Source organism: Pseudomonas sp. QD4 (genome assembly GCF_049199125.1).
GTDB lineage: Bacteria > Pseudomonadota > Gammaproteobacteria > Pseudomonadales > Pseudomonadaceae > Aquipseudomonas.
Genome location: NZ_JBLZOM010000001.1, coordinates 590,392 through 611,153, shown reverse-complemented (window position 1 = coordinate 611,153; position 20,762 = coordinate 590,392). Strand labels below are relative to the sequence as shown.

General features: G+C 64.3%; 19 protein-coding genes and 1 pseudogene. 16 read left to right on the top strand and 4 right to left on the bottom strand.

Annotation, left to right across the window (positions count from 1 at the left end):
- Positions 1 to 9: 9 nt before the first annotated feature.
- From ACOZJV_RS02785 to ACOZJV_RS02745, 9 genes are all read left to right on the top strand, one after another.
- Entirely contained in the window at positions 10 to 1,275 is a 1,266-nt protein-coding gene (locus tag ACOZJV_RS02785; RefSeq protein WP_421547572.1) for an efflux RND transporter periplasmic adaptor subunit, read from the top strand.
- 178 nt (positions 1,276 to 1,453) lie between these two features.
- On the top strand, positions 1,454 to 2,095 hold the full coding sequence (locus ACOZJV_RS02780; protein WP_421546761.1) for a DUF1345 domain-containing protein: 642 nt from the start codon (positions 1,454 to 1,456) through the stop codon (positions 2,093 to 2,095).
- A gap of 75 nt (positions 2,096 to 2,170) precedes the next feature.
- Positions 2,171 to 3,010 carry an AraC family transcriptional regulator gene (locus tag ACOZJV_RS02775; RefSeq protein ID WP_421546760.1) on the top strand — a complete coding sequence of 280 codons (840 nt, stop codon included), beginning with the start codon at positions 2,171 to 2,173 and terminating at the stop codon, positions 3,008 to 3,010.
- A 51-nt stretch (positions 3,011 to 3,061) separates the two neighbouring features.
- Positions 3,062 to 3,676 (top strand): LysE family translocator, encoded by a 615-nt coding sequence (locus ACOZJV_RS02770; RefSeq protein WP_421546759.1) that lies wholly within the window; start codon positions 3,062 to 3,064, stop codon positions 3,674 to 3,676.
- A 139-nt stretch (positions 3,677 to 3,815) separates the two neighbouring features.
- Complete coding sequence (locus ACOZJV_RS02765; RefSeq protein ID WP_421546758.1) at positions 3,816 to 4,835, top strand: LacI family DNA-binding transcriptional regulator; 1,020 nt, start codon at positions 3,816 to 3,818, stop codon at positions 4,833 to 4,835.
- A gap of 97 nt (positions 4,836 to 4,932) precedes the next feature.
- Positions 4,933 to 5,715 carry a sugar phosphate isomerase/epimerase family protein gene (locus ACOZJV_RS02760; RefSeq protein WP_078472972.1) on the top strand — a complete coding sequence of 261 codons (783 nt, stop codon included), beginning with the start codon at positions 4,933 to 4,935 and terminating at the stop codon, positions 5,713 to 5,715.
- Complete coding sequence (locus tag ACOZJV_RS02755) at positions 5,708 to 6,667, top strand: sugar kinase (RefSeq protein WP_078472973.1); 960 nt, start codon at positions 5,708 to 5,710, stop codon at positions 6,665 to 6,667. Before ACOZJV_RS02760 ends, ACOZJV_RS02755 begins: the two co-directional genes overlap by 8 nt.
- Positions 6,668 to 6,736: 69 nt before the next feature.
- The gene (locus ACOZJV_RS02750; RefSeq protein WP_078472980.1) at positions 6,737 to 8,032 is read left to right on the top strand and encodes an MFS transporter; all 1,296 of its coding nucleotides are present in this window, start codon (positions 6,737 to 6,739) and stop codon (positions 8,030 to 8,032) included.
- 22 nt (positions 8,033 to 8,054) lie between these two features.
- Positions 8,055 to 9,041 carry a 2-hydroxyacid dehydrogenase gene (locus ACOZJV_RS02745; RefSeq protein ID WP_078472981.1) on the top strand — a complete coding sequence of 329 codons (987 nt, stop codon included), beginning with the start codon at positions 8,055 to 8,057 and terminating at the stop codon, positions 9,039 to 9,041.
- 41 nt (positions 9,042 to 9,082) lie between these two features.
- Here the strand turns inward: ACOZJV_RS02745 and ACOZJV_RS02740 are convergent, their stop codons facing one another.
- Both ACOZJV_RS02740 and ACOZJV_RS02735 read right to left on the bottom strand, forming a co-directional pair.
- Positions 9,083 to 9,946, bottom strand: a complete 864-nt coding sequence (locus tag ACOZJV_RS02740) for a methyl-accepting chemotaxis protein (protein WP_371106491.1) — start codon at positions 9,944 to 9,946, stop codon at positions 9,083 to 9,085.
- Positions 9,941 to 10,708 (bottom strand): annotated as a pseudogene (locus tag ACOZJV_RS02735) (MCP four helix bundle domain-containing protein); the annotation flags it as partial. The pseudogene ACOZJV_RS02735 and the gene ACOZJV_RS02740, both read right to left, overlap by 6 nt.
- 456 nt (positions 10,709 to 11,164) lie before the next feature.
- Here ACOZJV_RS02735 and ACOZJV_RS02730 point away from each other — a divergent pair.
- The 4 genes from ACOZJV_RS02730 (at position 11,165) to ACOZJV_RS02715 (ending at position 15,518) form a co-directional block, all read left to right on the top strand.
- The gene (locus tag ACOZJV_RS02730; protein WP_201131003.1) at positions 11,165 to 12,142 is read left to right on the top strand and encodes a helix-turn-helix transcriptional regulator; all 978 of its coding nucleotides are present in this window, start codon (positions 11,165 to 11,167) and stop codon (positions 12,140 to 12,142) included.
- 138 nt (positions 12,143 to 12,280) lie between these two features.
- A complete protein-coding gene (locus tag ACOZJV_RS02725; RefSeq protein WP_421546757.1) occupies positions 12,281 to 13,156 on the top strand; it encodes a transporter in 876 nt (291 codons plus the stop codon).
- Positions 13,157 to 13,178: 22 nt separating this feature from the next.
- Positions 13,179 to 14,354, top strand: a complete 1,176-nt coding sequence (locus ACOZJV_RS02720; protein WP_421546756.1) for an MFS transporter — start codon at positions 13,179 to 13,181, stop codon at positions 14,352 to 14,354.
- Between the two features lie 36 nt (positions 14,355 to 14,390).
- Positions 14,391 to 15,518: a class II histone deacetylase gene (locus ACOZJV_RS02715; protein WP_421546755.1), complete on the top strand. Its 1,128-nt coding sequence runs from the start codon at positions 14,391 to 14,393 to the stop codon at positions 15,516 to 15,518.
- A gap of 11 nt (positions 15,519 to 15,529) precedes the next feature.
- Here the strand turns inward: ACOZJV_RS02715 and ACOZJV_RS02710 are convergent, their stop codons facing one another.
- The gene (locus ACOZJV_RS02710) at positions 15,530 to 16,591 is read right to left on the bottom strand and encodes a DUF1176 domain-containing protein (protein WP_421546754.1); all 1,062 of its coding nucleotides are present in this window, start codon (positions 16,589 to 16,591) and stop codon (positions 15,530 to 15,532) included.
- A gap of 71 nt (positions 16,592 to 16,662) precedes the next feature.
- Entirely contained in the window at positions 16,663 to 17,574 is a 912-nt protein-coding gene (hpaA, locus tag ACOZJV_RS02705) for a 4-hydroxyphenylacetate catabolism regulatory protein HpaA (protein WP_020294628.1), read from the bottom strand.
- Positions 17,575 to 17,771: 197 nt separating this feature from the next.
- On the opposite strand from hpaA, the gene ACOZJV_RS02700 reads away from it, so the two are divergent.
- From ACOZJV_RS02700 to hpaE, 3 genes are read left to right on the top strand one after another with little or no spacing between them, the layout of a single operon-like run.
- Positions 17,772 to 18,431, top strand: coding sequence for a fumarylacetoacetate hydrolase family protein (locus tag ACOZJV_RS02700; RefSeq protein WP_078472988.1), 660 nt, complete (start codon positions 17,772 to 17,774; stop codon positions 18,429 to 18,431).
- A gap of 9 nt (positions 18,432 to 18,440) precedes the next feature.
- Positions 18,441 to 19,241, top strand: a complete 801-nt coding sequence (locus tag ACOZJV_RS02695) for a fumarylacetoacetate hydrolase family protein (protein WP_078472989.1) — start codon at positions 18,441 to 18,443, stop codon at positions 19,239 to 19,241.
- Positions 19,242 to 20,702, top strand: a complete 1,461-nt coding sequence (hpaE, locus tag ACOZJV_RS02690) for a 5-carboxymethyl-2-hydroxymuconate semialdehyde dehydrogenase (protein ID WP_421546753.1) — start codon at positions 19,242 to 19,244, stop codon at positions 20,700 to 20,702. It begins immediately after the preceding gene.
- Positions 20,703 to 20,762: the final 60 nt, after the last annotated feature.

Sequence of the window (20,762 nt, the reverse complement as noted above, 5' to 3'; positions counted from 1 at the left end):
ACGGGTGTTATCCGCCGTCACAAGCGCACGTTGCAGGTTGGCGCGCTGTTGCTGGTACTGGGCGTGGCCGGGTTTGCCGTGCTGCGCTATCAGGCACCCGTCGCCGAACAGCCGGCCCGCGCGCAGTGGATTGCCGTGCAACCAAAACCCTTGAGCCATCAGATCGGCCTGGTGGGCAAGATCGAGCCGCAGCAGACCATCACCCTCACCGCGCCTTTTGACGGCAACGTCCAGGCCAGCCTGGTGGAACAGGGGCAGCGGGTCGAGGCTGGGCAGACCTTGTTGCAGATGGACCCGGCACTCCTGGAAATCCAGTTGCGCGATGCCTTGTCGACCCAACTCAAGGCGCGCCGCGCGGTGCAGGAACTGCAGGACTGGGACAGCAGCCAGCAAGTGACCCGCGCCCGGCGCGCGGTCAGGACCTCGGAAATGGCCCTGAGCAACTCGGAACGCAAGCTCAGTGACAGCCAGAACCTGTTCAGTCGTGGCATCGTCGCGCGCAATGAACTGGACGACCTGAACCAGCAGTTGCAGGTCCAGCGCCTCGACCTGCAGGCGGCCAAGGGCGAGCTGGAGCAGACCCTGGCCCAGGGCAAAGGCGAGTACCTGCAGATCGCCGAAATGGAACTGACCAACGCCACCGTGAAATACCAGGCCCTGCGCACCCTGCTTGAAGGGCGCAATGTGCGGGCGCCCTTTGCCGGGATCGTGGTGCCGGCGCCGGGCTCGACGGGCGGGCAAAATTCCAGTGCCATGGCCTCGGGGCCGGTTCAGGCCGGTGCGCGGGTCAACCAGGGGCAAGTGTTGTTCGGCCTGGCCAACATCGAGCAGTTGAAGATCGTCAGCAAGGTTTCGGAGCTGGACATCAACCAGTTGCACCCGGGGCAAAGCGTGGAGATTCTCGGCGACGGTTTCGACGGTGAGCGCCTCAATGGCACGGTGGATATCGTCAGCAGCCTGGCGACCTCCGGCGACAGCGCCGGAGGCAGCGCGCAGTTTCCGGTGACCCTGTCGATCCCCAAGCTGACCCGCGAACAGCTGCAACGGGTGCGCCTGGGCATGAGTGCGCGCCTGACGATCGTCACCTACCGCAATGACCAGGCGTTTATCGTGCCGCCCGCGGCGATCCAGCGCGGCCCCGACGGCATGAGCGTGGAATACCGCCAGGGGCCGGACCAACCGGTGCAGCGCTTGCCGGTCACCGCCGGCAAATCCACCGCCGAAGGCGTGGAAGTGTTCGGCCTGCAACCCGGCCTTATTCGCCTCCCCGAGTGATCCAAACCCCGGATCTGGCCTGTAGCCGCTGCCGCAGACTGCGCTGGCCCTCGAGAACGCCAAGGATTATCAGGCTGATACGTGGTGTTACGGATGGCCAGCGTGGTTTGCCCTTGAGGGCGCCGTGGGGTGTTCATGCTAGAGTTCGCCAGCCCCCAGCCACCCTCAGCGAGTCGCCATGCCGCATATCGTCCGCACCCACCCCCGCCTGACCGCCGGTGCCCTGATCGGGCTGGCGGTCGGGATCCTGGCCCCGGCCGACTCGGTGATCAGCAAGATCCTCATCGGCTGGAACGCCGGGGTCTGGAGCTACCTGGTGCTGATGTTCTGGCTCGCCGTGCGGGCCAAGGCCGACGATGTGAAGCGCATCGCCGAAGTCGAGGATGAAAACGCCAGCCTGGTGCTGTTCATGGTGTGCATCGCCGCCCTGGCCAGCCTGGCGGCAATCACCTTCGAGCTCAGCGGCAGCAAGGACCTGGAAAGCACCCGGCGCCTGTTGCACTACGGTTTTACTGGCATGACCGTGGTCGGCTCGTGGCTGTTGATCGGGATGATTTTCAGCGTGCACTACGCGCGGCTCTACTACACCTGGGATGGCAAGGAACCGGCCCTGCGCTTCGCCGAAAACCTGACCACCCCCAATTACTGGGACTTCCTGTACTTCTCTTTCACCATCGGCGTGGCGGTGCAGACCGCCGACGTCGGCGTGGCCACCCGTGGCTTGCGCAAGATCGTGCTGGCGCAGTCGCTGATCGGTTTTCTGTTCAACACTGCGATCCTCGGCTTCTCGATCAACATCGCCGCCGGGCTGTTCAGTTGACCGCGCACAAATCTTCTAGACCCGCCCTGGGCGGCGGGCGCTAACTGACGACCTTGACCCTTTCGCGGAGCGCCCATGACTGCGCACAACTGGATCGATCTGGCCCAGGACGCCGAGACCGGCATTGAAACCCTGCGCGCGCACTTCACCGGCCATGCCTACGACCCACACTGGCACGACAGCTACCTGGTGGGCGTGACCGAGCAAGGGGTGCAGCAGTTCAACTGCCGCCGTGCGCGGCACCAGAGCACCCCGGGCAAGGTATTCCTGCTTGAACCCGGCGAGTTGCACGACGGCGAGGCCCCCAGCGCCGGCGGCTTTACCTACCGCATGCTGTACCTCGACCCGCAATGGCTGACCCGCGAACTCGGCGCAGTGTTCGAAGAGGCGCCGGCCGACAGTCAACTGAGCTTCGCCAGCACCCTGGCCAGTGACCCGCGCCTGGCCCAGGCCACCTGCAACGCCTTCCACAGTCTGCACAGCGGGGAACTGCGGATCGTGCGCCAGAGCGCTCTCGACCAACTGCTCGAACAACTCACCGGGCACCTGCACTGGCGCCAGCGTTATCGCGATGACCCGCGCCTGCCGCTGGTGGCCCACCGTGCTCGGGAGTACCTGCATGCCCACGGCCAGCTGGACATCAGCCTCAATGAACTGAGCCAGGCCTGCGGCGTCGACCGTTTCCGCCTGAGCCGCGCGTTCAAGGCGGCGTTTGGCTTGCCGCCCCACGCCTACCTGGTGCAGTTGCGCCTGGCTCGGGCACGGCGCCTCTTGGCCCGTGGCGAACCCACCGCCGAGGTGGCCATGGCCCTCGGGTTTGCCGATCAGAGCCATATGGGGCGCTGGTTCGTCCGCGCCTACGGCCTGACCCCGGCGCTGTACCGCAAGCGCTGCACAAAGCTTCCAGACGCCTGAGGCGCTGCTTGGCGAAGATGGCGTCTCGATCTTCCCCGGAGCTAGCCTGCCATGTCGTCTTTCCCCACCCTGCTGCCGTTTTTACTGTTTGCCTTCGTCGCCTCCATCACCCCCGGGCCGACCAATATCCTGGTGCTGAGCAACAGCGCCCGCTACGGCTTCAAGGCGGCGTTGCCGATCATCCTCGGTGCCGGCATCGCGGCGGCCACTATCGTGCTGCTGGTGGGCAGCGGCTTCGGCCAGTCCCTGACTCGCCTGCCTGCGGTGCAACACGCCATGCAAGGGATCGGCATCCTCTGGCTCAGCTACCTGGCCTGGCAGATCTACCGCGCACCGGCCACAGCCCTCGCCCCCACAACTGATAGCGGCAACCCGCGCCGCCTGGGACTGCTGGGGGGGGCCAGCCTGCAATTGGTCAACCCCAAGACCTGGATGATGGCGCTGGCGGTGGTCAGCGTATTCGCCGGTGAAGGCGCCGAGCGCCAGAGCCATGTGCTGTACCTGTCCCTGGCGTTTTTCCTGATCTCGCTGCCGTGCCTGGGAGCCTGGGCCATGCTCGGTGCCGGTTCGAGCAAGGTGCTGCGCTCGCCTATTGCCATGCAGCGTTTCAACCGGGGCATGGCCCTGCTGTTGCTGGCTTCGGCCTGGCTGAGCCTGTTGGCTTGAGTCACGGCGCCCGCCGTTGGTCAGATGCCGCGGTGGATCGGACTTGACGCCGATTGCGCTTTGCTGTTTCCTGAAACCGGTTTCAGTGCAAGTTCAAGCTTGGCGAAATCCAATAATCAAAAAAATAAGGTCGTTGCCCGTGAACAGTTTTTCCGCCGCCCAGCGCAGCCGCGTCACCATGCTTGATGTGGCCGAGCGCGCCGGAGTCTCCAAGGCCAGTGTCTCGCGCTTTATCGGCGACGACCGCGCCCTGCTCTCCGATGCCATTGCCCTGCGCATCGAGCAGGCGATCGAGGAACTGGGCTACCGCCCGAACCAGATGGCCCGCGGCCTGAAACGCGGGCGCACCCGCCTGATCGGCATGCTGGTGGCCGATATCCGCAACCCCTATTCGATTGCCGTGATGCATGGCGTGGAAACCGCCTGTCGCCAGCACGGCTACAGCCTGGTGGTGTGCAACACCGACCGCGATGACGAACAGGAACGCCAGCATCTGGCCAACCTGCGTTCGTACAACATCGAAGGCCTGATCGTGAACACCCTCGGCCACCACCTGGACCAACTGCGCGAACTGCACCAGGAAATGCCCATGGTCCTGGTGGACCGCAAGGTCGACCAATTGCACAGCGACCTGGTGGGCCTGGATAACCCCGCGGCCGTCAACGCGGCCCTCAGCCACCTGCAGGAGCGCGGTTACCGCGACATCGTGCTGGTCAGCGAACCCCATGACGGCACCAGCTCGCGGATCGAGCGGGTCGCCAGCTTCCACAACGAAATCGCCCAGCGCCCGGGCCTGCACGGCCAGGTGCTGGAAACCGGCAGCGCCCTGACTCAACACCTGAAGCACTTCCTCGCCGCCCCGGGCCCGGGGCCCAAAGCCCTGTTCTGCGCCAACGGCGTCGCTGCGCTGGCGGCCACCACGGCCCTGCGCGAACTGGATTGCCCCCTGTTCGACCAGATCGGCCTGATCGCCCTCGATGACCTGGATTGGTATCCCCTGGTGGGCAATGGCATCACCGCCCTCGCCCAACCCACCGAGGCCATAGGCGCGAGCGCTTTCGAATGCCTGCTCAAGCGCCTGCGCGGTGATACCCAGCCGCTGCGGGTGCTGGATTTTGCGGCGCAGTTGATTGTGCGGGGATCGACCCGGGGTCGGTGAAACACAGTATTTCGCGGTAATCGCTGCCGACAGACGTTGGATGCGCTTCAGCAAAAATTTTTGAACAAAAATGAAACCGGTTTCAGAGGTCAGAACAATGCATAAATCACCCGTTTCCATCAGCCTCTCCAGCTATGGTGCCGACCTGGTGCGCACCCAGGGCCAAGGCCATTTCATCGAGGTGCTGGCCGCCGCCGGGGCCTCGCGAATCGAATGGCGTGAAGAGCTGCTCACCGACGAAGTCCCGGCCGAACTGGCCCAGGCCACTGCGGCGCAGCAACTCGAAAGCCTGTTTTCCTCGCCACTGGAACTGTGGGTCGCCGGCCAGTCCCAGGCCAATCCGCAACTGGAACAGGCCCTGCTGCGCGCCCATGCCTTTGGCGCCACGAGTTTGAAAGTGTCCCTGGGCTACTTCACCGACAACAACGACCTGCAGAGCCTCGGCGCCTTGCTGGCACGGCACCCGGTGCGGCTGCTGGTGGAAAACGACCAGACCCTGCACGGCGGGCGAATCGAACCGTTCCAGCGTTTTTTCGATCAGGTCGAGCGCCTGCAACTGCCGGTGCAAATGACGTTCGACATCGGCAACTGGCAGTGGCAGGACCAGTCGGCCGCCACCGCCGCGCGCCTGCTGGGGCGGCATGTCGGCTATGTGCATTGCAAAGCCGTGGCGCGCCGCGCCGACGGCAAGCTGGTGGCCATCCCGCCGAGCGCAGCCGACCTGCATCTGTGGGAACAACTGTTGCGGCACATGACCCAAGGTATTAACCGCGCGGTGGAATACCCGCTGCAAGGCGAGGACCTGGTGCAACTGACCCGTGACCATGTCGGCACCCTCGCCCGCCTGGGCCAGTCACGCCTGGAGAACGCCCATGTCTGAGATCGATATCCTGTCGTTCGGTGAAACCATGGCCATGTTCGTCGCCGAGCACAGCGGCGACCTGGCCCAGGTCGGGCATTTCCATAAACGCATTGCCGGCGCCGACAGTAATGTTGCCATTGGCCTGTCGCGCCTGGGGTTCAACGTGGCCTGGCTGAGCCGGGTCGGCGCCGATTCATTCGGCCGTTTTGTGGTCGACACCCTGAAGGCCGAGGGCCTGGACTGCCGCTTTGTCGAGACCGACCCCGCGCACCCCACCGGGTTTCAGCTCAAATCCCTCGAAGAACACGGCGCCGACCCTCGGGTCGAGTACTTCCGCCGTGGCTCGGCAGCCAGCCGGCTCTCGGTCAACAACATCGCGCCGGCCTTGTTGAAGGCCCGGCACCTGCACGCCACCGGCATCCCGCCGGCTCTCTCGGCCTCGGCCCGGGAGCTGTCCCAGGTGCTGATGAGCCAGATGCGCGCCGCCGGACGCAGCCTGTCGTTCGACCCCAACCTGCGCCCCAGCCTGTGGGACAGCGAAAAACAGATGATCAGCGAGATCAACCGCCTGGCCGTGCAAGCCCATTGGGTGCTGCCGGGCCTGAGTGAAGGTCGCCTTTTGACCGGCTTGCAAGACCCGGCCGATATCGCCGCGTTTTACCTGGACCAGGGGGTCGAGGCCGTGGTGATCAAGCTCGGGGCCGCCGGCGCCTATTACCGCACCCAACTGGATCAAGGCTTTGTCGAGGCCGTGCCGGTGGCCGAGGTGGTCGACACCGTGGGCGCCGGCGACGGCTTTGCCGTGGGCCTGATCAGCGGCCTGCTGGAAAACCTCGGCATGGCCGAGGCCGTACAGCGCGCCAACTGGATCGGCAGCCGCGCGGTGCAGAGCCGTGGCGATATGGAAGGCCTGCCGCGCCGTGAAGAACTGCCCCCGCCCGCTGCCGTTCGCTTGCGATCCAGCGCCTGACCGCCGCACCCGATTGACCCGTGACGCGTTACCTGCTGCGACAAAAACAACAAGCTCAGGAGTTCCATCATGCACACCGCAAAACTCGCCACCCGCCGCTGGTGGTACATCATGCCCATCGTCTTTATCACCTACAGCCTGGCGTATCTGGACCGCGCCAACTACGGGTTTGCCGCCGCCTCAGGGATGGCCGCCGACTTGATGATCACCCCGGGACTGTCGTCGCTGCTGGGCGCCCTGTTCTTCCTCGGCTACTTCTTCTTCCAGGTGCCGGGGGCGATCTACGCGCAAAAGCACAGCGTGAAGAAGCTGATTTTTGTCAGCCTGATTCTCTGGGGCGCCCTGGCGACCCTGACCGGTATCGTCTCCAACGCCTATATGCTGATCGTCATCCGCTTCATGCTCGGCGTGGTCGAGGCCGCCGTGATGCCGGCGATGCTGGTCTACCTGTGCCATTGGTTCACCCGTGCCGAGCGCTCCCGCGCCAACACCTTCCTGATTCTCGGCAACCCGGTGACCATGCTCTGGATGTCGGTAGTCTCGGGCTACCTGGTGGAGCATTTCAGCTGGCGCTGGATGTTTATCATCGAAGGTCTGCCGGCCGTACTCTGGGCGTTTATCTGGTGGCGCCTGGCGGATGACCGCCCAAGCGAAGCCAAATGGCTCACCTCGCAGGAAAAACAGGACCTGCAAAGCACCCTGGACGCCGAACAGGTGGGCATGAAAGCGGTAAAGAACTACGCCGAAGCCTTCCGCTCACCCAAGGTCATCATCCTGGCGTTGCAGTTTTTCTGCTGGAGCATCGGCGTCTACGGCTTTGTGCTGTGGCTGCCGTCGATTCTCAAGCACGGCGCGCAGATGGACATGGTCGAGGCCGGCTGGCTGTCGGCGCTGCCGTACCTGGCGGCGGTGATTGCCATGCTCGGGGTGTCCTGGGGCTCGGACCGGATCCAGAAGCGCAAACGCTTTGTCTGGCCGCCGCTGCTGATCGCCTCAGTGGCCTTTTACGGCTCCTACCTGCTGGGCGCCGAACACTTCTGGTGGTCCTACACCTTGCTGGTCATCGCCGGGGCCTGCATGTACGCGCCCTATGGGCCGTTCTTCGCCATCGTGCCGGAGATTCTTCCTGCCAACGTGGCCGGCGGCGCCATGGCGCTGATCAACAGCATGGGCGCCCTCGGCTCGTTCGGCGGCTCTTACCTGGTGGGTTACCTGAACAGCGCCACCGGCTCGCCCGGCGCTTCCTACCTGCTGATGAGCGGCGCGTTGCTGCTGTCGGTGGTCCTGACGATTTTCCTCAAGCCCGGTGCCAGTGACCGCACGGCGCCGGCCTTGCCTGCCCGTCGACGCCTGGCCCATTCCTGAACCGAACACGGTGGTGAACCCGATGAAAAAACAGGTTGTTGTCTACAAAAAACTGTCCCCGGAGCTGATGGCGCGTCTGCAAGCCCAGGCCGAGGTCACGCTGATCGAAGACTTGAGCCCCGCCGGCATGGACCGTCTGCGCGAAGCCCTGCCCCGGGCCCAGGGCCTGCTCGGCGCAAGCCTGCGCCTGGACGCCGAACTGCTGGACCTGGCACCGCAGCTGGAGGCGGTCGCCAGCGTCTCGGTGGGCGTCGACAACTACGACATCGACTACCTGAGCCAGCGCAGGATCCTGCTCAGCAACACCCCGGATGTGCTCACCGAAACCACCGCCGACACCGGTTTTGCGCTGATCCTGGCCACCGCGCGGCGGGTGGTGGAACTGGCCACCCTGGTCCGCGCCGGGCAGTGGAACAGCAACATCGGCCCGCGGCACTTTGGCAGCGACGTGCATGGCAAGACCCTGGGCATCATCGGCATGGGGCGCATTGGCGAGGCCCTGGCCCAGCGCGGGCACTTTGGCTTCGGCATGCCGCTGATCTACCACAGCAACTCGCCGAAACCGGCGGTGGAGGCGCGCTTCAACGCCCGCTATTGCAGCCTGGAGCAACTGTTGCAGCAGGCCGATTTCATTTGCCTGACCCTGCCGCTGACCGCCCAGACACAGGGCTTGATCGGCGCGAAGGAATTCGAGCTGATGCGCCCGGAAAGCATCTTTATCAATATTTCCCGGGGCAAGGTGGTGGACGAAGGGGCGATGATCGAGGCGTTGCAGCAGCGCAAGATCCGCGCGGCCGGGCTGGATGTGTTCGAGCGCGAGCCGCTGGACCACGACTCACCGTTGTTGCAACTGGACAATGTGGTGGCCACCCCGCACATCGGTTCGGCCACCCATGAAACCCGCGAAGCCATGGCCCGCTGCGCCGTCGACAATCTGTTGGCGGCATTGGCCGGACAACGCCCGGCCAATCTGGTCAATCAACAGCTGTGGCCGCAAGCCGCCGGTTAAACCGGCTTCCGGCGCCGTGACGGGCGCCGGATTCACCCCTGTCAGATGACGAAGCGCGCCACCATGCTGTTCAAATCCACCGCCAGGCGCGACAGCTCATGGCTTGCAGCGCTGGTCTGGTTGGCTCCTGCCGCCGACTGGGTAGCCAGGTCGCGGATGTTCACCAGGTTGCGATCGACCTCCCGCGACACTTGAGCCTGCTCTTCCGAGGCGCTGGCAATGACCAGGTTGCGCTCGTTGATCAGGTTGATCGACTCGGCGATCTGCTCCAGGGCCACACCGGCGGCGCGGGCCATTTCCAGGGTGCTCTGGGTCCGTTGATTGCTTTGCTGCATCGACTGCACCGCCTCGCCGGTGCCGTTCTGGATTCCGGCGACCATTTTTTCGATTTCCTGGGTCGACTGCGCAGTGCGGTGGGCCAAGGCCCGTACCTCATCGGCCACCACCGCGAAACCACGTCCGGCCTCACCGGCCCGGGCTGCTTCGATCGCGGCGTTCAGGGCCAGCAGGTTGGTCTGCTCGGCAATGGCCCGAATCACATCCAGCACCTTGCCGATGTCTCGACCCTGGGTGGCCAGGCCTTCGATCATCACCGAGGTGTTTTGCACGTCGTGGGTCATGGTCTGGATCGCGTCGACGGTCTGGACCACGCGATCACGGCCTTCACGGGCGGCCTGGGTTGACTGGTGCGAGGCCTCCGAAGTCGACACCGCGTTGCGCGCGACCTCTTCCACGGCGGCGGTCATTTCATTCACCGCAGTGGCGGCCTGTTCGATTTCGTTGTTCTGCTGTTGCAGGCCACGGGAGGCCTCCTCGGTGACTGCGCTGAGTTCTTCCGAGGCTGACGCCAGCTGGGTGGCAGAGCCCGAGATCTGCTCGATGGTACGGCGCAGATTGCCCTGCATATCGGCCAGGGCGCTGAGCAGCCGCGACGACTCGTCCTTGCCGTCGACCTCGATGACTTTGGTCAGGTCGCCGCCGGCAATGGTTTGCGCGGCGCTCAAGGCCCGGTTCAGCGGCTGCACGATGCTGCGGGTCAGCAACAGCGCCAGGAGCACTGTCATCAATGCCGCCGCCAGGGCGACCAGGATGATCCAGGTGATCGCGCTGTCGTAATGGTTGCCGGCATCGGCTGATGCCGCCGTGGCATCGGCGGTGTTGATCGCCACCAGCTTGTTCAGTTGTTCACCCATCAGGTCGGTGCCGTCCTTGATCCGGGTGTTGATCAGGCTGCGCATCTCCTCCAGCTTGTTCTGCCGCGACAGCTCCAGCATCTGGTTCTGGGCTTGCAGGTAGTTTTCCAGGGTGGCGGCAAAGGATTTGTACAGCGCCGCTTCCTCGTTGCCCGCCGGCAACGCTGCGTAGCTGGCCTGGGCCTGCTTGAGCTTGTCCACCAGCACGCCGATGCGGGTTTGCGCTTCATCCAGGCCGGCCGCCTCGCGGTTGACCAGGATGCGGAACGACAGGATGCGCATGCGCAGGACGTTCTCGGTCATGTTCCCCAGGTACCTCACACTCGGCAGTTGGATAGTGTCCATATCGATGGACGCCTGGCGAATGATTGACATGCGGTTGATCGCAAATACACCTAACACCACGACCAGCAACGCAATGAACGCAAAACCGAGGAAAGCGCGAGGCGCGATATTGATATTACGTAGGGACATAGGACGACTCTCGGGAAATAAGGGGTTGCGCGCATCCATGCCAATAGCCCTGTCGGCCAGCCGTGCTGGAGGTGTGACAGGTCGGCCCGACTGTTGTAGTTGGTCTGCGAGCCTGTAATGGATATCGGCCGGACTTGAGGTTTAATGCGTCCCCCGGCAAAAAATATTTCCAGTTGTGACCGGGTAGTCACAATCAATCAACGGCCTTGACTGCTACGTTGGCGCCGAGCATAATCGCAGGTTTCACGGGAGCGCTCTGGCCCGGGGCATACAGCGCCTTGGCCGGCAGGTTGGGCAGCGCGGCGCTCTCGGCCAGCCTCCTGCATCTGTAGGATGGCGAGGGTGCCGCAACCCGCCGATACTCGATTTCAGGCCCTGCCCACGTCTTCGCGACGTTCCGGTCCTTCACTACTTCGTGACGAAAATAATAAGAAAGTCGCACAGAGGTACACCCCAATGAGCGGTCATGATCATGGTCACGCCGGCCTGCTGGCAGCCTTCAGCGCGCTGACACTCGAACTGCAACGCCTGGCCCAGCACCAGGACATCGAAACCCTGCACCCGCATGCCCTGGCCCGTATCAGCCAGGTGCTGCCCTTTGACAGCGCCTGGTGGGGACGCGCCGCGCTGATCGACGGCTTGCCCGAGGAGCACAGTTCCTACCTGTATCACCTGCCGCCCAGCTACCTGCCGGACTGGCAGTCGATCCGCCATATCGACGTCACCGTGAGCCGCGTGCACGCCTCCCCCGGGCAGGCAGTGATCATCGATATGCGCAATCCGGCCAATGGCCCTGGCCTGAACTGGCTGGGCGCGACCTATGACATCGGCGAGCTGATGTGCGTGGTCTACATCGATCCCCACACCCACCTCAGCGATCACCTGGCGCTGTACCGCAAGCCCGGTGCGCCGCGCTTTCGCGAGGACGACTGCCACTTGCTGAACAACATCATGCTGCACCTGGTGGCCGCGGTGTCGGCCAACCAGATCCGCACCCTGGTGGCCATGCGCGAAAAACTTACCCGCCCGCGCAACCTGGCACTGGCGGTCTGCGATCAGCGCGGCACCCTGCATTGCGCCGAGCGCGGGTTTGTCGACCTGCTGCTCAGCGAATGGCCGCAATGGAGTGGTCCGCAGTTACCGGTGGCGCTGAATGGTGACGGCTTCGAAGGCAAGCATTTACAGGTCGAAGCCTCGGCCGTGGGCGACCTGTATCTGTTGGCTGCGCGCAACCGCAGCGTGCTGCCGCAGTTGAGCCCGCGAGAAAACGACGTCGCGCAATGCTTCGGCGACGGCAAGACCTACAAGGAAGTGGCCCGGGACCTGGGCATGTCGCCCAACACCGTGCGCCACCATATCCGCGCCATCTACAGCAAGCTCGGAGTCAAGGACAAGGCCCGCATCGCCCAGTTACTGCACGCCCCTCCCAGCTGATCTCCAGCGCTGATCCCGACTGATTTTTTGCTGCCGCCCTGGCGGCCTCGGGCACCCTTTTGCCAGTTTTTTATCCCCCACTGCCACGTCATGGCGAGCTGCTCGCCGCACAACAACCTAAAACAGAGACGTAACGCCATGCACAGATTCACCCTCTGCTCCACCGCCGTGGCCTTGACCACGGGGCTGTTGAGCCTGCAAGCCGGTGCCGCCGACCTTAACGCGCGGGATTTTTTTGGTGCGCCCTCGGGCACCACCCTGGGCGTGCTGTACTTGCCGGCCACCCGCGCCGGCGACTTCCACGGCCCGGCTGACAGCACCGGCAAGGCCGAACTGCGGGTCAACGCCATGGCCTACCGCCAGGTGTTTTTCAGCGACATCTGCGGCACCTTGTGCACCCCGCAATTCATCGTGCCCTTTGCCGACATCAACGCTCGCCTGCCCGGTGCCAGCCAGCACACCGGTGAGAGCGGCTTCGGCGATCCCCAGGTCGGCGGCACCCTGTTTTTCATCAACGACCCGGCATCGCGTACCTACAGCGGCCTGCTGACCCTGATCACCCTGCCCATAGGCGAGTACCACAGCCGGGACCCCGATGTGTCGCCGGGGGCCAACCGTTGGGGCGCGACCTTTGTTTACAACTACACCCAGGGCATCGGCGAAAAGTGGGTGCTGGAAGCCAACCTCGAAGCCCAGCTGTACGCCAAGAATGACGACTACTTTGGCAGCTCACTCAAGCAGGACCCGCTCTATCGGCTGCAAGCCTTCGCGTCCTATGACTTCACCCCTAGCACCTATGGCGCCCTGCGCCTGATCCACGCCGACGGCGGTGAACTTCGGATCAATGACCAGCGCATCGACGACACCCACAAGCGCTACACCCAGGTTGGCTTCGAGGTCGGCCATTGGCTGGATAAGCAAAACCAGCTGATGCTCAGCCTGTCGCAGAACGTTGCCACCGATAACGGTTACCACGGGACCGACGCCTTGCTGCGCCTGGTTCATGTGTTCTGAAGCGCCCTTCCGGAGCCTGTCCATGACCACTCACAGCCACACCTTGAACAGCGACCAGGGCTTGAGCGTCTCGCCCCTGGCCCGGTTGGCGGCGATTGTGCTGTTCGCCGCCATCGTCCCGACCATCCTCATGACCGCGCCGGCGATTGCGGCGCAGTTGGCCAGCCAGTGGCACCTGAGCCCGACGCAGATCGGTGACCTGTTTTCCACCGAGCTGGGCGCCATGAGCCTGGCTACCCTGCCCGCTCTATGGTGGCTCAAACGTTTCGACTGGCGCCGCGCTGCACTGCTGGCCGGCGTACTGTTTATTGCCGCCAACCTGCTGTCGATGCTCGTCACGGATTACGCCGCGCTGCTGGCCCTGCGTTTTTGCAGCGCCCTGGCAGGCGGTTCGCTGATGATCATCTGCCTTTCCAGTGCGGCCTCCAGCGCCAACCCCAGCCGTGTCTATGGCCTGTGGGTGATGGGGCAACTGGTGGTCGGCGCGCTGGGCTTGAGCATCCTGCCCCGGCTGTTCGAGCACTACGGTCTGGCCGCGTGCTACCTGATCCTCGCCGCACTGATGGCGCTGTTCCTGCCCCTGGCGCGCTATTTCCCCCAGGCTGCGCCGGCCGCCGCCCAGGCCGTGGAGCAAGGGCCGCAGCGCTCAAAATGGCAGGCCGCCCTGGGCATTCTCGGGATCCTCAGCTTCTACATCAGCCTCAGCGGGATCTGGACCTTTATCGGCTCGATCGGCGCCAAGGCCGGGATCACGGCGGAACACAGCGGTGAAATCCTCGCCATCGCCACCCTGATGGGCATCGTTGGGGCCGGCTGCGCCTCGTTGATCGGCAATCGTCTGCCACGCCAGCTGTTGCTGGTGCTGGGGTACGGGTTGATGGCCGGCTCGGTGCTGTTACTTCTGGGCCAGCCGCCCCTGGCACGTTTTGCCCTGGCCGCGCTGGCGTTCAAGTTCACCTGGACCTTCATCCTGCCGCTGATCCTGGCGTGCCTGGCTGACCTGGATCGCTCGGGAAAACTGATGAACGCCTCGAACCTGGTGATCGGTGGCGGCCTGGCCATAGGCCCGGCCATCGCCGGGCGCCTGATCGAAAACAGCGCGAGTTTCTCCCCCCTGCTGATGGGCGGGGCCTGCATCACTTTGCTGTCCCTGGGGCTGATGCTGGCTTGCCGTGTGAAAACAATCCCCCAGGCATAACCCATGCTTCCCTTACCCCACTGGAGCACCGCGTCAATGACCCGTAAAACTGCTTTTTTCTTCGATGAACTCAGCCTCTGGCACAGCGCCGGGCTGCACGCCTTGACCTTGCCGGTCGGCGGCTGGGTGCAACCACCGGCCGCCGCCGGCCACGCCGAATCACCGGAAACCAAACGCCGGCTGAAAAGCCTGCTGGATGTGTCCGGGCTGACCCGTCAGCTGCACGTCCAGAGCGCCAGCGCCGCCAGCGAGGAAGATTTGCTGCGGGTGCACACCCCGGGCTACCTGCAGCGCTTCAAGGCCTTAAGTGACGCCGGGGGCGGCGAACTCGGGCCCCAGGCGCCCATCGGCCCGGGCAGCTACGAGATCGCCAAACTGTCCGCCGGGCTGGCCATGGCGGCGGTGGACCGGGTGCTGGCGGGCGAGTCCGACAACGCCTACTCGCTGTCCCGGCCTCCGGGCCACCACTGCCTGGCGGACGGCGCCATGGGTTTTTGTTTTCTGGCCAATATCGCCATCGCCATCGAAGCCGCCAAGGCTCGGCGCGGGTTGGGCAAGGTCGCGGTGATCGACTGGGATGTGCACCACGGCAATGGCACCCAATCGATTTTCGAAGCGCGCGGCGACGTGCTGACGATATCGCTGCACCAGGACGGGTGCTTCCCGCCGGGCTACAGCGGTGAAGAAGATCGCGGCCGCGGGCCCGGGCTCGGCGCCAACCTCAATATTCCCCTGCCACCGGGCAGCGGGCATGAGGCCTATCTTCAGGCGATGCAGAGCCTGGTCATCCCGGCACTGGAGCGCTTCGAACCGGAGTTGATCATCGTCGCCTGCGGTTATGACGCCAACGCCGTCGACCCTCTGGCGCGCATGCTGTTGCACAGTGATTCGTTCCGCACCATGACCCGCCTGCTGCGCCAGGCCGCCGAACGTCTGTGCCAGGGCCGGCTAGTGCTGGTCCACGAGGGCGGCTACTCCGAGGCCTACGTGCCGTTCTGTGGGCTGGCGGTGATCGAGGAGTTGGCGGGCATCCGCACGGTGGTCAGCGATCCGATGCTGGAGTTCGTGCAGATGCAACAGCCCACTACGGCGTTCCTGGCCTTTCAGCAGCAGTGGGTCGAACGCCAGGCAGCCGGCTGGGAACAGCACCAGGCCAATCTATAGCGGGCTGAAGGCTAGTCGCGGCTGTTCCACAGTGCTGGCCAGTCCCCGCTGCGCAGACCACTGCACAGCGGCATGCGGCGAAAATCCGTCAGTTGGAAACCCTGGCCGTCGAACGCCCACTGGCTCTGGTCGCCACAATCACCGACGCCGCGCAGCTTGTAAAACGAGCGCAGGAGCCCGGTCCTGGGGTCGTAGGACACCGCGCCGGAGTCCTCCACCTCGAACGGTGGTGGCTGGCGCTTCAGCGGTTGGACCTTGGCCGGGTTGCTGCGGGAACGACTGCCGATCTGGTAGTCGCAGTTATAGGCGGCGCACGCGCTGTAAAGCACCGTCAACGCCCGCTCTGCGGTGAGCGGATAGACCTCGACCCGAGGTTTATCGGCCTCGGCCATGGCGCCGGCCTGGTCCTTGAGCACCGCGGCGGTGATGCGTGTGCGTTCCTGGTCGCTCAACGCCGGCGGCGGCGCAGCATAAGTACGCGGCGCTGGCGGCAACTGGCGTGGTGGCAGCTCATTGGCCAGGCGCGGTCCGGGACGCATCAGAGCAGTCACGCCCTCCAGCCGGCCCTGCACCGAGTCCATCAGCAGCAAGGTGGCCGACAAGCCGCTCAGGGACACGCTGGCCTGCGGGTCGCCGACCATCTGCAACCGCTGGGTGTTGCGCAGTTGCTGCAACCATTTGCGCCCATCGTCCTCCATGATCACGGCGTAGCTTTGCAGGTTGGCATTAGTGCCCTGGTCGTCCAGCTCCAACGTCATCCCGGCCTGCAACTCCAGGCTCAGGGGCTGGCCGTCGAGCAACAGTTCGAAACTGCCCAGCGCCGGCCCGCGATGATCGAGGCGCAGCCGCAGCGACTCTTGCGGCCCACTGCGGCGTGTGACGTGCAAGGTCAGGGAACTGTACTCCGAGCCCATCTGGCCGCTGGGCGCGCTGAGGGCATGGCAGTTGCGCAGGTTGTCGCACGCGGTGAGCCACTCGCGGGTCTGGCGCAGCAGCGGCACCTCCTCCGCTGCCGCCCGGGCTTGGGCGACGCTGCCGAACAGCATCAGGGTCATCAGCGTGAGGCGCAGCATGGCGACGCTCCTTGTCGAGAAAAGGCGCGGATTCTCCCACGCCCGGCGCCGCACCAACAGCCCCGCACGCGCTAGGCCGAACGCTCGGCACGGTCCTGGCGCAGACGATATTCGCCCGGGGCGAGCTTGGCATTGCGCTGGAAAAAACGACTGAAATAGGCCGGGTCCTTGAACCCCAGCTGGTAGCAGATTTCATTCACCGTGCTAGCGGTAAACAGCAACAGGCGCTTGGCCTCCTGCATCAGCCGCTCGTACACCAGGCGCTTGGACGGCAAGTCGGCGATGCGCCGGCACACATCATTCAGGCGCGCCTCGGTGACCCCGATCTGCCGGGCGTAGCGCGACAACGGCCAATGTTGCAGGTAGTGCGCCTCGATCAGCTCATTGAAGCGGTGGAAGATCTGCAAGTCTTCGTGGCGCGCCGGACGCGCCTCGAGGGAATTGGCGGACAACCTGAGCAGGCTGATGAGGATCAGCCGGGTCAGGGCCAGCAGGGCCTGCTCGCGCCCGGGGGCCTGCTCGGCGGCCTCGCGTTGCAGTTCCTCGAACAGCAGGGACAGGCGTCGCGCCTCGGCGCCGAACTCCGGGCCCAGGCGTGCCAGGGCCACACAGGCCGGCGGTATCTGCGGGGCCGGCGCCAGGCTGCGGTCAGCCTCGATCAGTTCCCAGACCAACTGCTGGCGTACCGTCAGTACATGGCCTTCGCTGTCGGCTTCGGTCACGAAGGAATGGGGAACGGTCGGCGGCGTGATGAAGAACATCGGCCCCGACTCCAGGTACTGCTGGTCGTCGAGGTAGACCCGCACCGCACCACTTTGCACGTAGTGCACCTGGAAAAACCGGTCATGGCGATGCACCCGCATATTGCGTCCGAAAAAACCGGCGAGGTTGCTCAGCTTGTCGTAGTGCACCTGGGAGTCGGCATAACGCTGGTCGTAGACCTGCCCGATATTGATGTTGGGAATCGGTTGGCGATCGCTCATGAGCGGCTTCTCATTTTTATTTTCTGACCTTCGACGCGTCCACATCCTGCGTGATTCATGGCCCGTTCACCAGCACCGGACACCCGGACGATGGCCGACGCTTGACGATCGTTAACATATTAAATATAACGTTAACACATTAACGAAAACGACTCGCGGCTGACGCTCTTTCCGCGACGCTCATGGAGAAAACAACAATGAGTCGTGCACTGAACGACCTCGCCGGTGGCACCCTGTTCGGCGTTGCGCTGAACTACCAGGGCCTGCTGCAAGACCACCTGCAATCCTTCACCCAGCCGCCCTACCAGAAGCCGCCGGTCAAGCCGGTGCTGTTCATCAAGACGCCCAATACCCGCAACGCCGACGGCCAGCCCGTGGTGTACCCCAAGGGGGTCGAACGCCTGCAGCCGGGCCCGGCACTGGGGGTGGTGATCGGCAAGAGTGCCAGCCGCGTCAGCCTGGAAAACGCCATGCAACACGTGGCCGGCTACACCATCGTCAATGAGTTCAGCCTGCCGGAAGACAGTTACTACCGCCCTGCCGTCAAGGCTAAATGCCGTGACGGCTTTTGCCCGCTCGGCCCGGAGCTGGTGCCTGCCGATCAGGTCAGCGACCCCCACGCCTTGAGCCTCAAGCTGTTCGTCAACGGCGAACTGGTGCAGGAAAACAGCACCGCGAACTTCGTGCGCAGCATCCCGCAGTTGATCGTCGAACTCAGCGAGTTCATGACCTTGCATGCGGGCGATGTGCTGATCACCGGCACCCCCGAAGGCCGCGTCGACGTGCGGCCCGGTGACCGGGTCGAGGTGGACATCAGCGGCCTGGGCCGGCTGTCCAACACCATCGTTGCCGAATAAGGAACTGACATGAAACACGCACGCATCCGTTTCCAGGGGCAGGTCCACCACGCCGTGGTCACTGCTACCGACTCTCTGACCCTGGCCGATGGCCGGGTGGTCGCCGCGGACCAGGTGGAGTGGCTGCCACCGGCCACCGGCAGCATGTTTGCCCTGGGCCTGAACTACGCCGACCACGCCGCCGAACTGGCATTCAAGCCGCCGACCGAACCCCTGGCCTTCATCAAGTCACCCGGGACCTACACCGGTCACAACCAGGTGACCTGGCGCCCGGACAACGTCGCCTACATGCACTACGAGTGCGAGTTGGTGGCGGTCATCGGCAAGACCGCACGCAACGTCAAGCGTGCAGACGCACTGGACTATCTCGCGGGCTACACGGTGTGCAACGACTACGCGATCCGCGACTACCTCGAGAACTACTACCGGCCCAACCTGCGGGTAAAAAACCGCGACGCTACCACCCCGGTCGGCCCGTGGATCGTCGATGTGGCCGACGTGCCTGACCCGTCCAACCTCAAGCTGCGGACCTGGGTCAATGGCGAGCTGCGCCAGGAAGGCAGCACCGCCGACATGATTTTCGACATCCCTTACCTGATCGAGTACCTCTCCAGCTTCATGACCCTGCAACCCGGCGACATGATCGCCACCGGCACCCCCGAAGGCCTGTCCGACGTGGTACCCGGCGATGAAGTGGTGGTGGAAGTCGAAGGCGTTGGGCGCCTGGTCAACCGCATCGTCAGTGAAACCGATTTTTTCGCCAGCCTTGCCCTCAATCACCCGGCTCGCGCGGCCAAGGAGCATGCATAAATGATCAAACACTGGATCAACGGCCGTGAGGTCGAAAGCCAAGACGTGTTCACCAACTACAACCCGGCTACCGGTGAAGCCATCGGCGAAGTCGCCAGTGGCGGCGCCGAGGAAGTGGCCCAGGCGGTCGCGGCCGCCAAGGAAGCCTTTCCGAAATGGGCCAACACCCCGGCCAAGGAGCGCGCGCGGCTGATGCGCAAGCTCGGCGAACTGATCGAACAAAACGTGCCGCACCTGGCAGAGCTGGAAACCCTCGACACCGGCTTGCCGATTCACCAGACCAAAAACGTGCTGATCCCCCGCGCCTCCCACAACTTCGACTTCTTTGCCGAAGTCTGCACCCGCATGGATGGTCACAGTTATCCGGTCGATGACCAGATGCTCAACTACACCCTGTACCAGCCGGTGGGCGTATGCGCCCTGGTGTCGCCGTGGAACGTACCGTTCATGACCGCCACCTGGAAGACCGCGCCATGCCTGGCACTGGGCAATACTGCGGTGCTGAAGATGTCAGAGTTGTCGCCACTGACGGCCAATGAGCTGGGGCGCCTGGCCCATGAAGCCGGGATCCCGGCCGGGGTGCTGAACATCGTCCAGGGCTATGGCGCCACCGCTGGCGACGCCCTGGTTCGCCACCCGGACGTGCGGGCCATTTCCTTCACCGGCGGCACCGCCACCGGCAAGAAGATCATGCAGACCGCCGGGCTGAAAAAGTACTCCATGGAGCTGGGCGGCAAGTCGCCGGTGCTGATTTTTGAAGACGCCGATCTTGAGCGTGCGCTGGACGCTGCACTGTTCACCATTTTTTCCCTCAACGGCGAGCGTTGCACCGCCGGGAGCCGGGTGTTCATCCAGGAAAGCGTCTACCCCGAGTTCATCAAGGAGTTCGCCGCCCGTGCCAAGCGCCTGATCGTCGGCGACCCGCAGGACACCAAGACCCAGGTCGGCTCGATGATCACCCAGGCCCACTACGACAAGGTCACCGGCTACATCAAGATCGGTCTCGAAGAAGGCGCCACCCTCCTCGCCGGCGGCCTGGAACGTCCGGCCAACCTGCCGGCGCACCTGAGCCGCGGCCAGTTTATCCAGCCGACGGTGTTTGCCGACGTCAATAACAAGATGCGCATCGCCCAGGAGGAAATCTTCGGCCCGGTTGTGTGCCTGATCCCGTTCAAGGACGAAGCCGAGGCGCTGCAACTGGCCAACGATACCGAATACGGCCTGGCGTCTTATATCTGGACCCAGGACATCGGCAAGGCCCACCGCCTGGCCCGTGGCATCGAGGCCGGCATGGTGTTCATCAACAGCCAGAACGTACGCGACCTGCGCCAGCCATTCGGCGGCATCAAGGGCTCAGGCACCGGCCGTGAAGGCGGTGAGTACAGCTTCGAAGTCTTTGCCGAGATCAAGAACGTCTGCCTTTCCATGGGCAGCCACCACATCCCGCGCTGGGGCGTGTAAGGTTTTGCACAGTCTGTAGCCGCTGCATGCCCCAGCGCAGCCAGGGGCTCCGGCTACAGG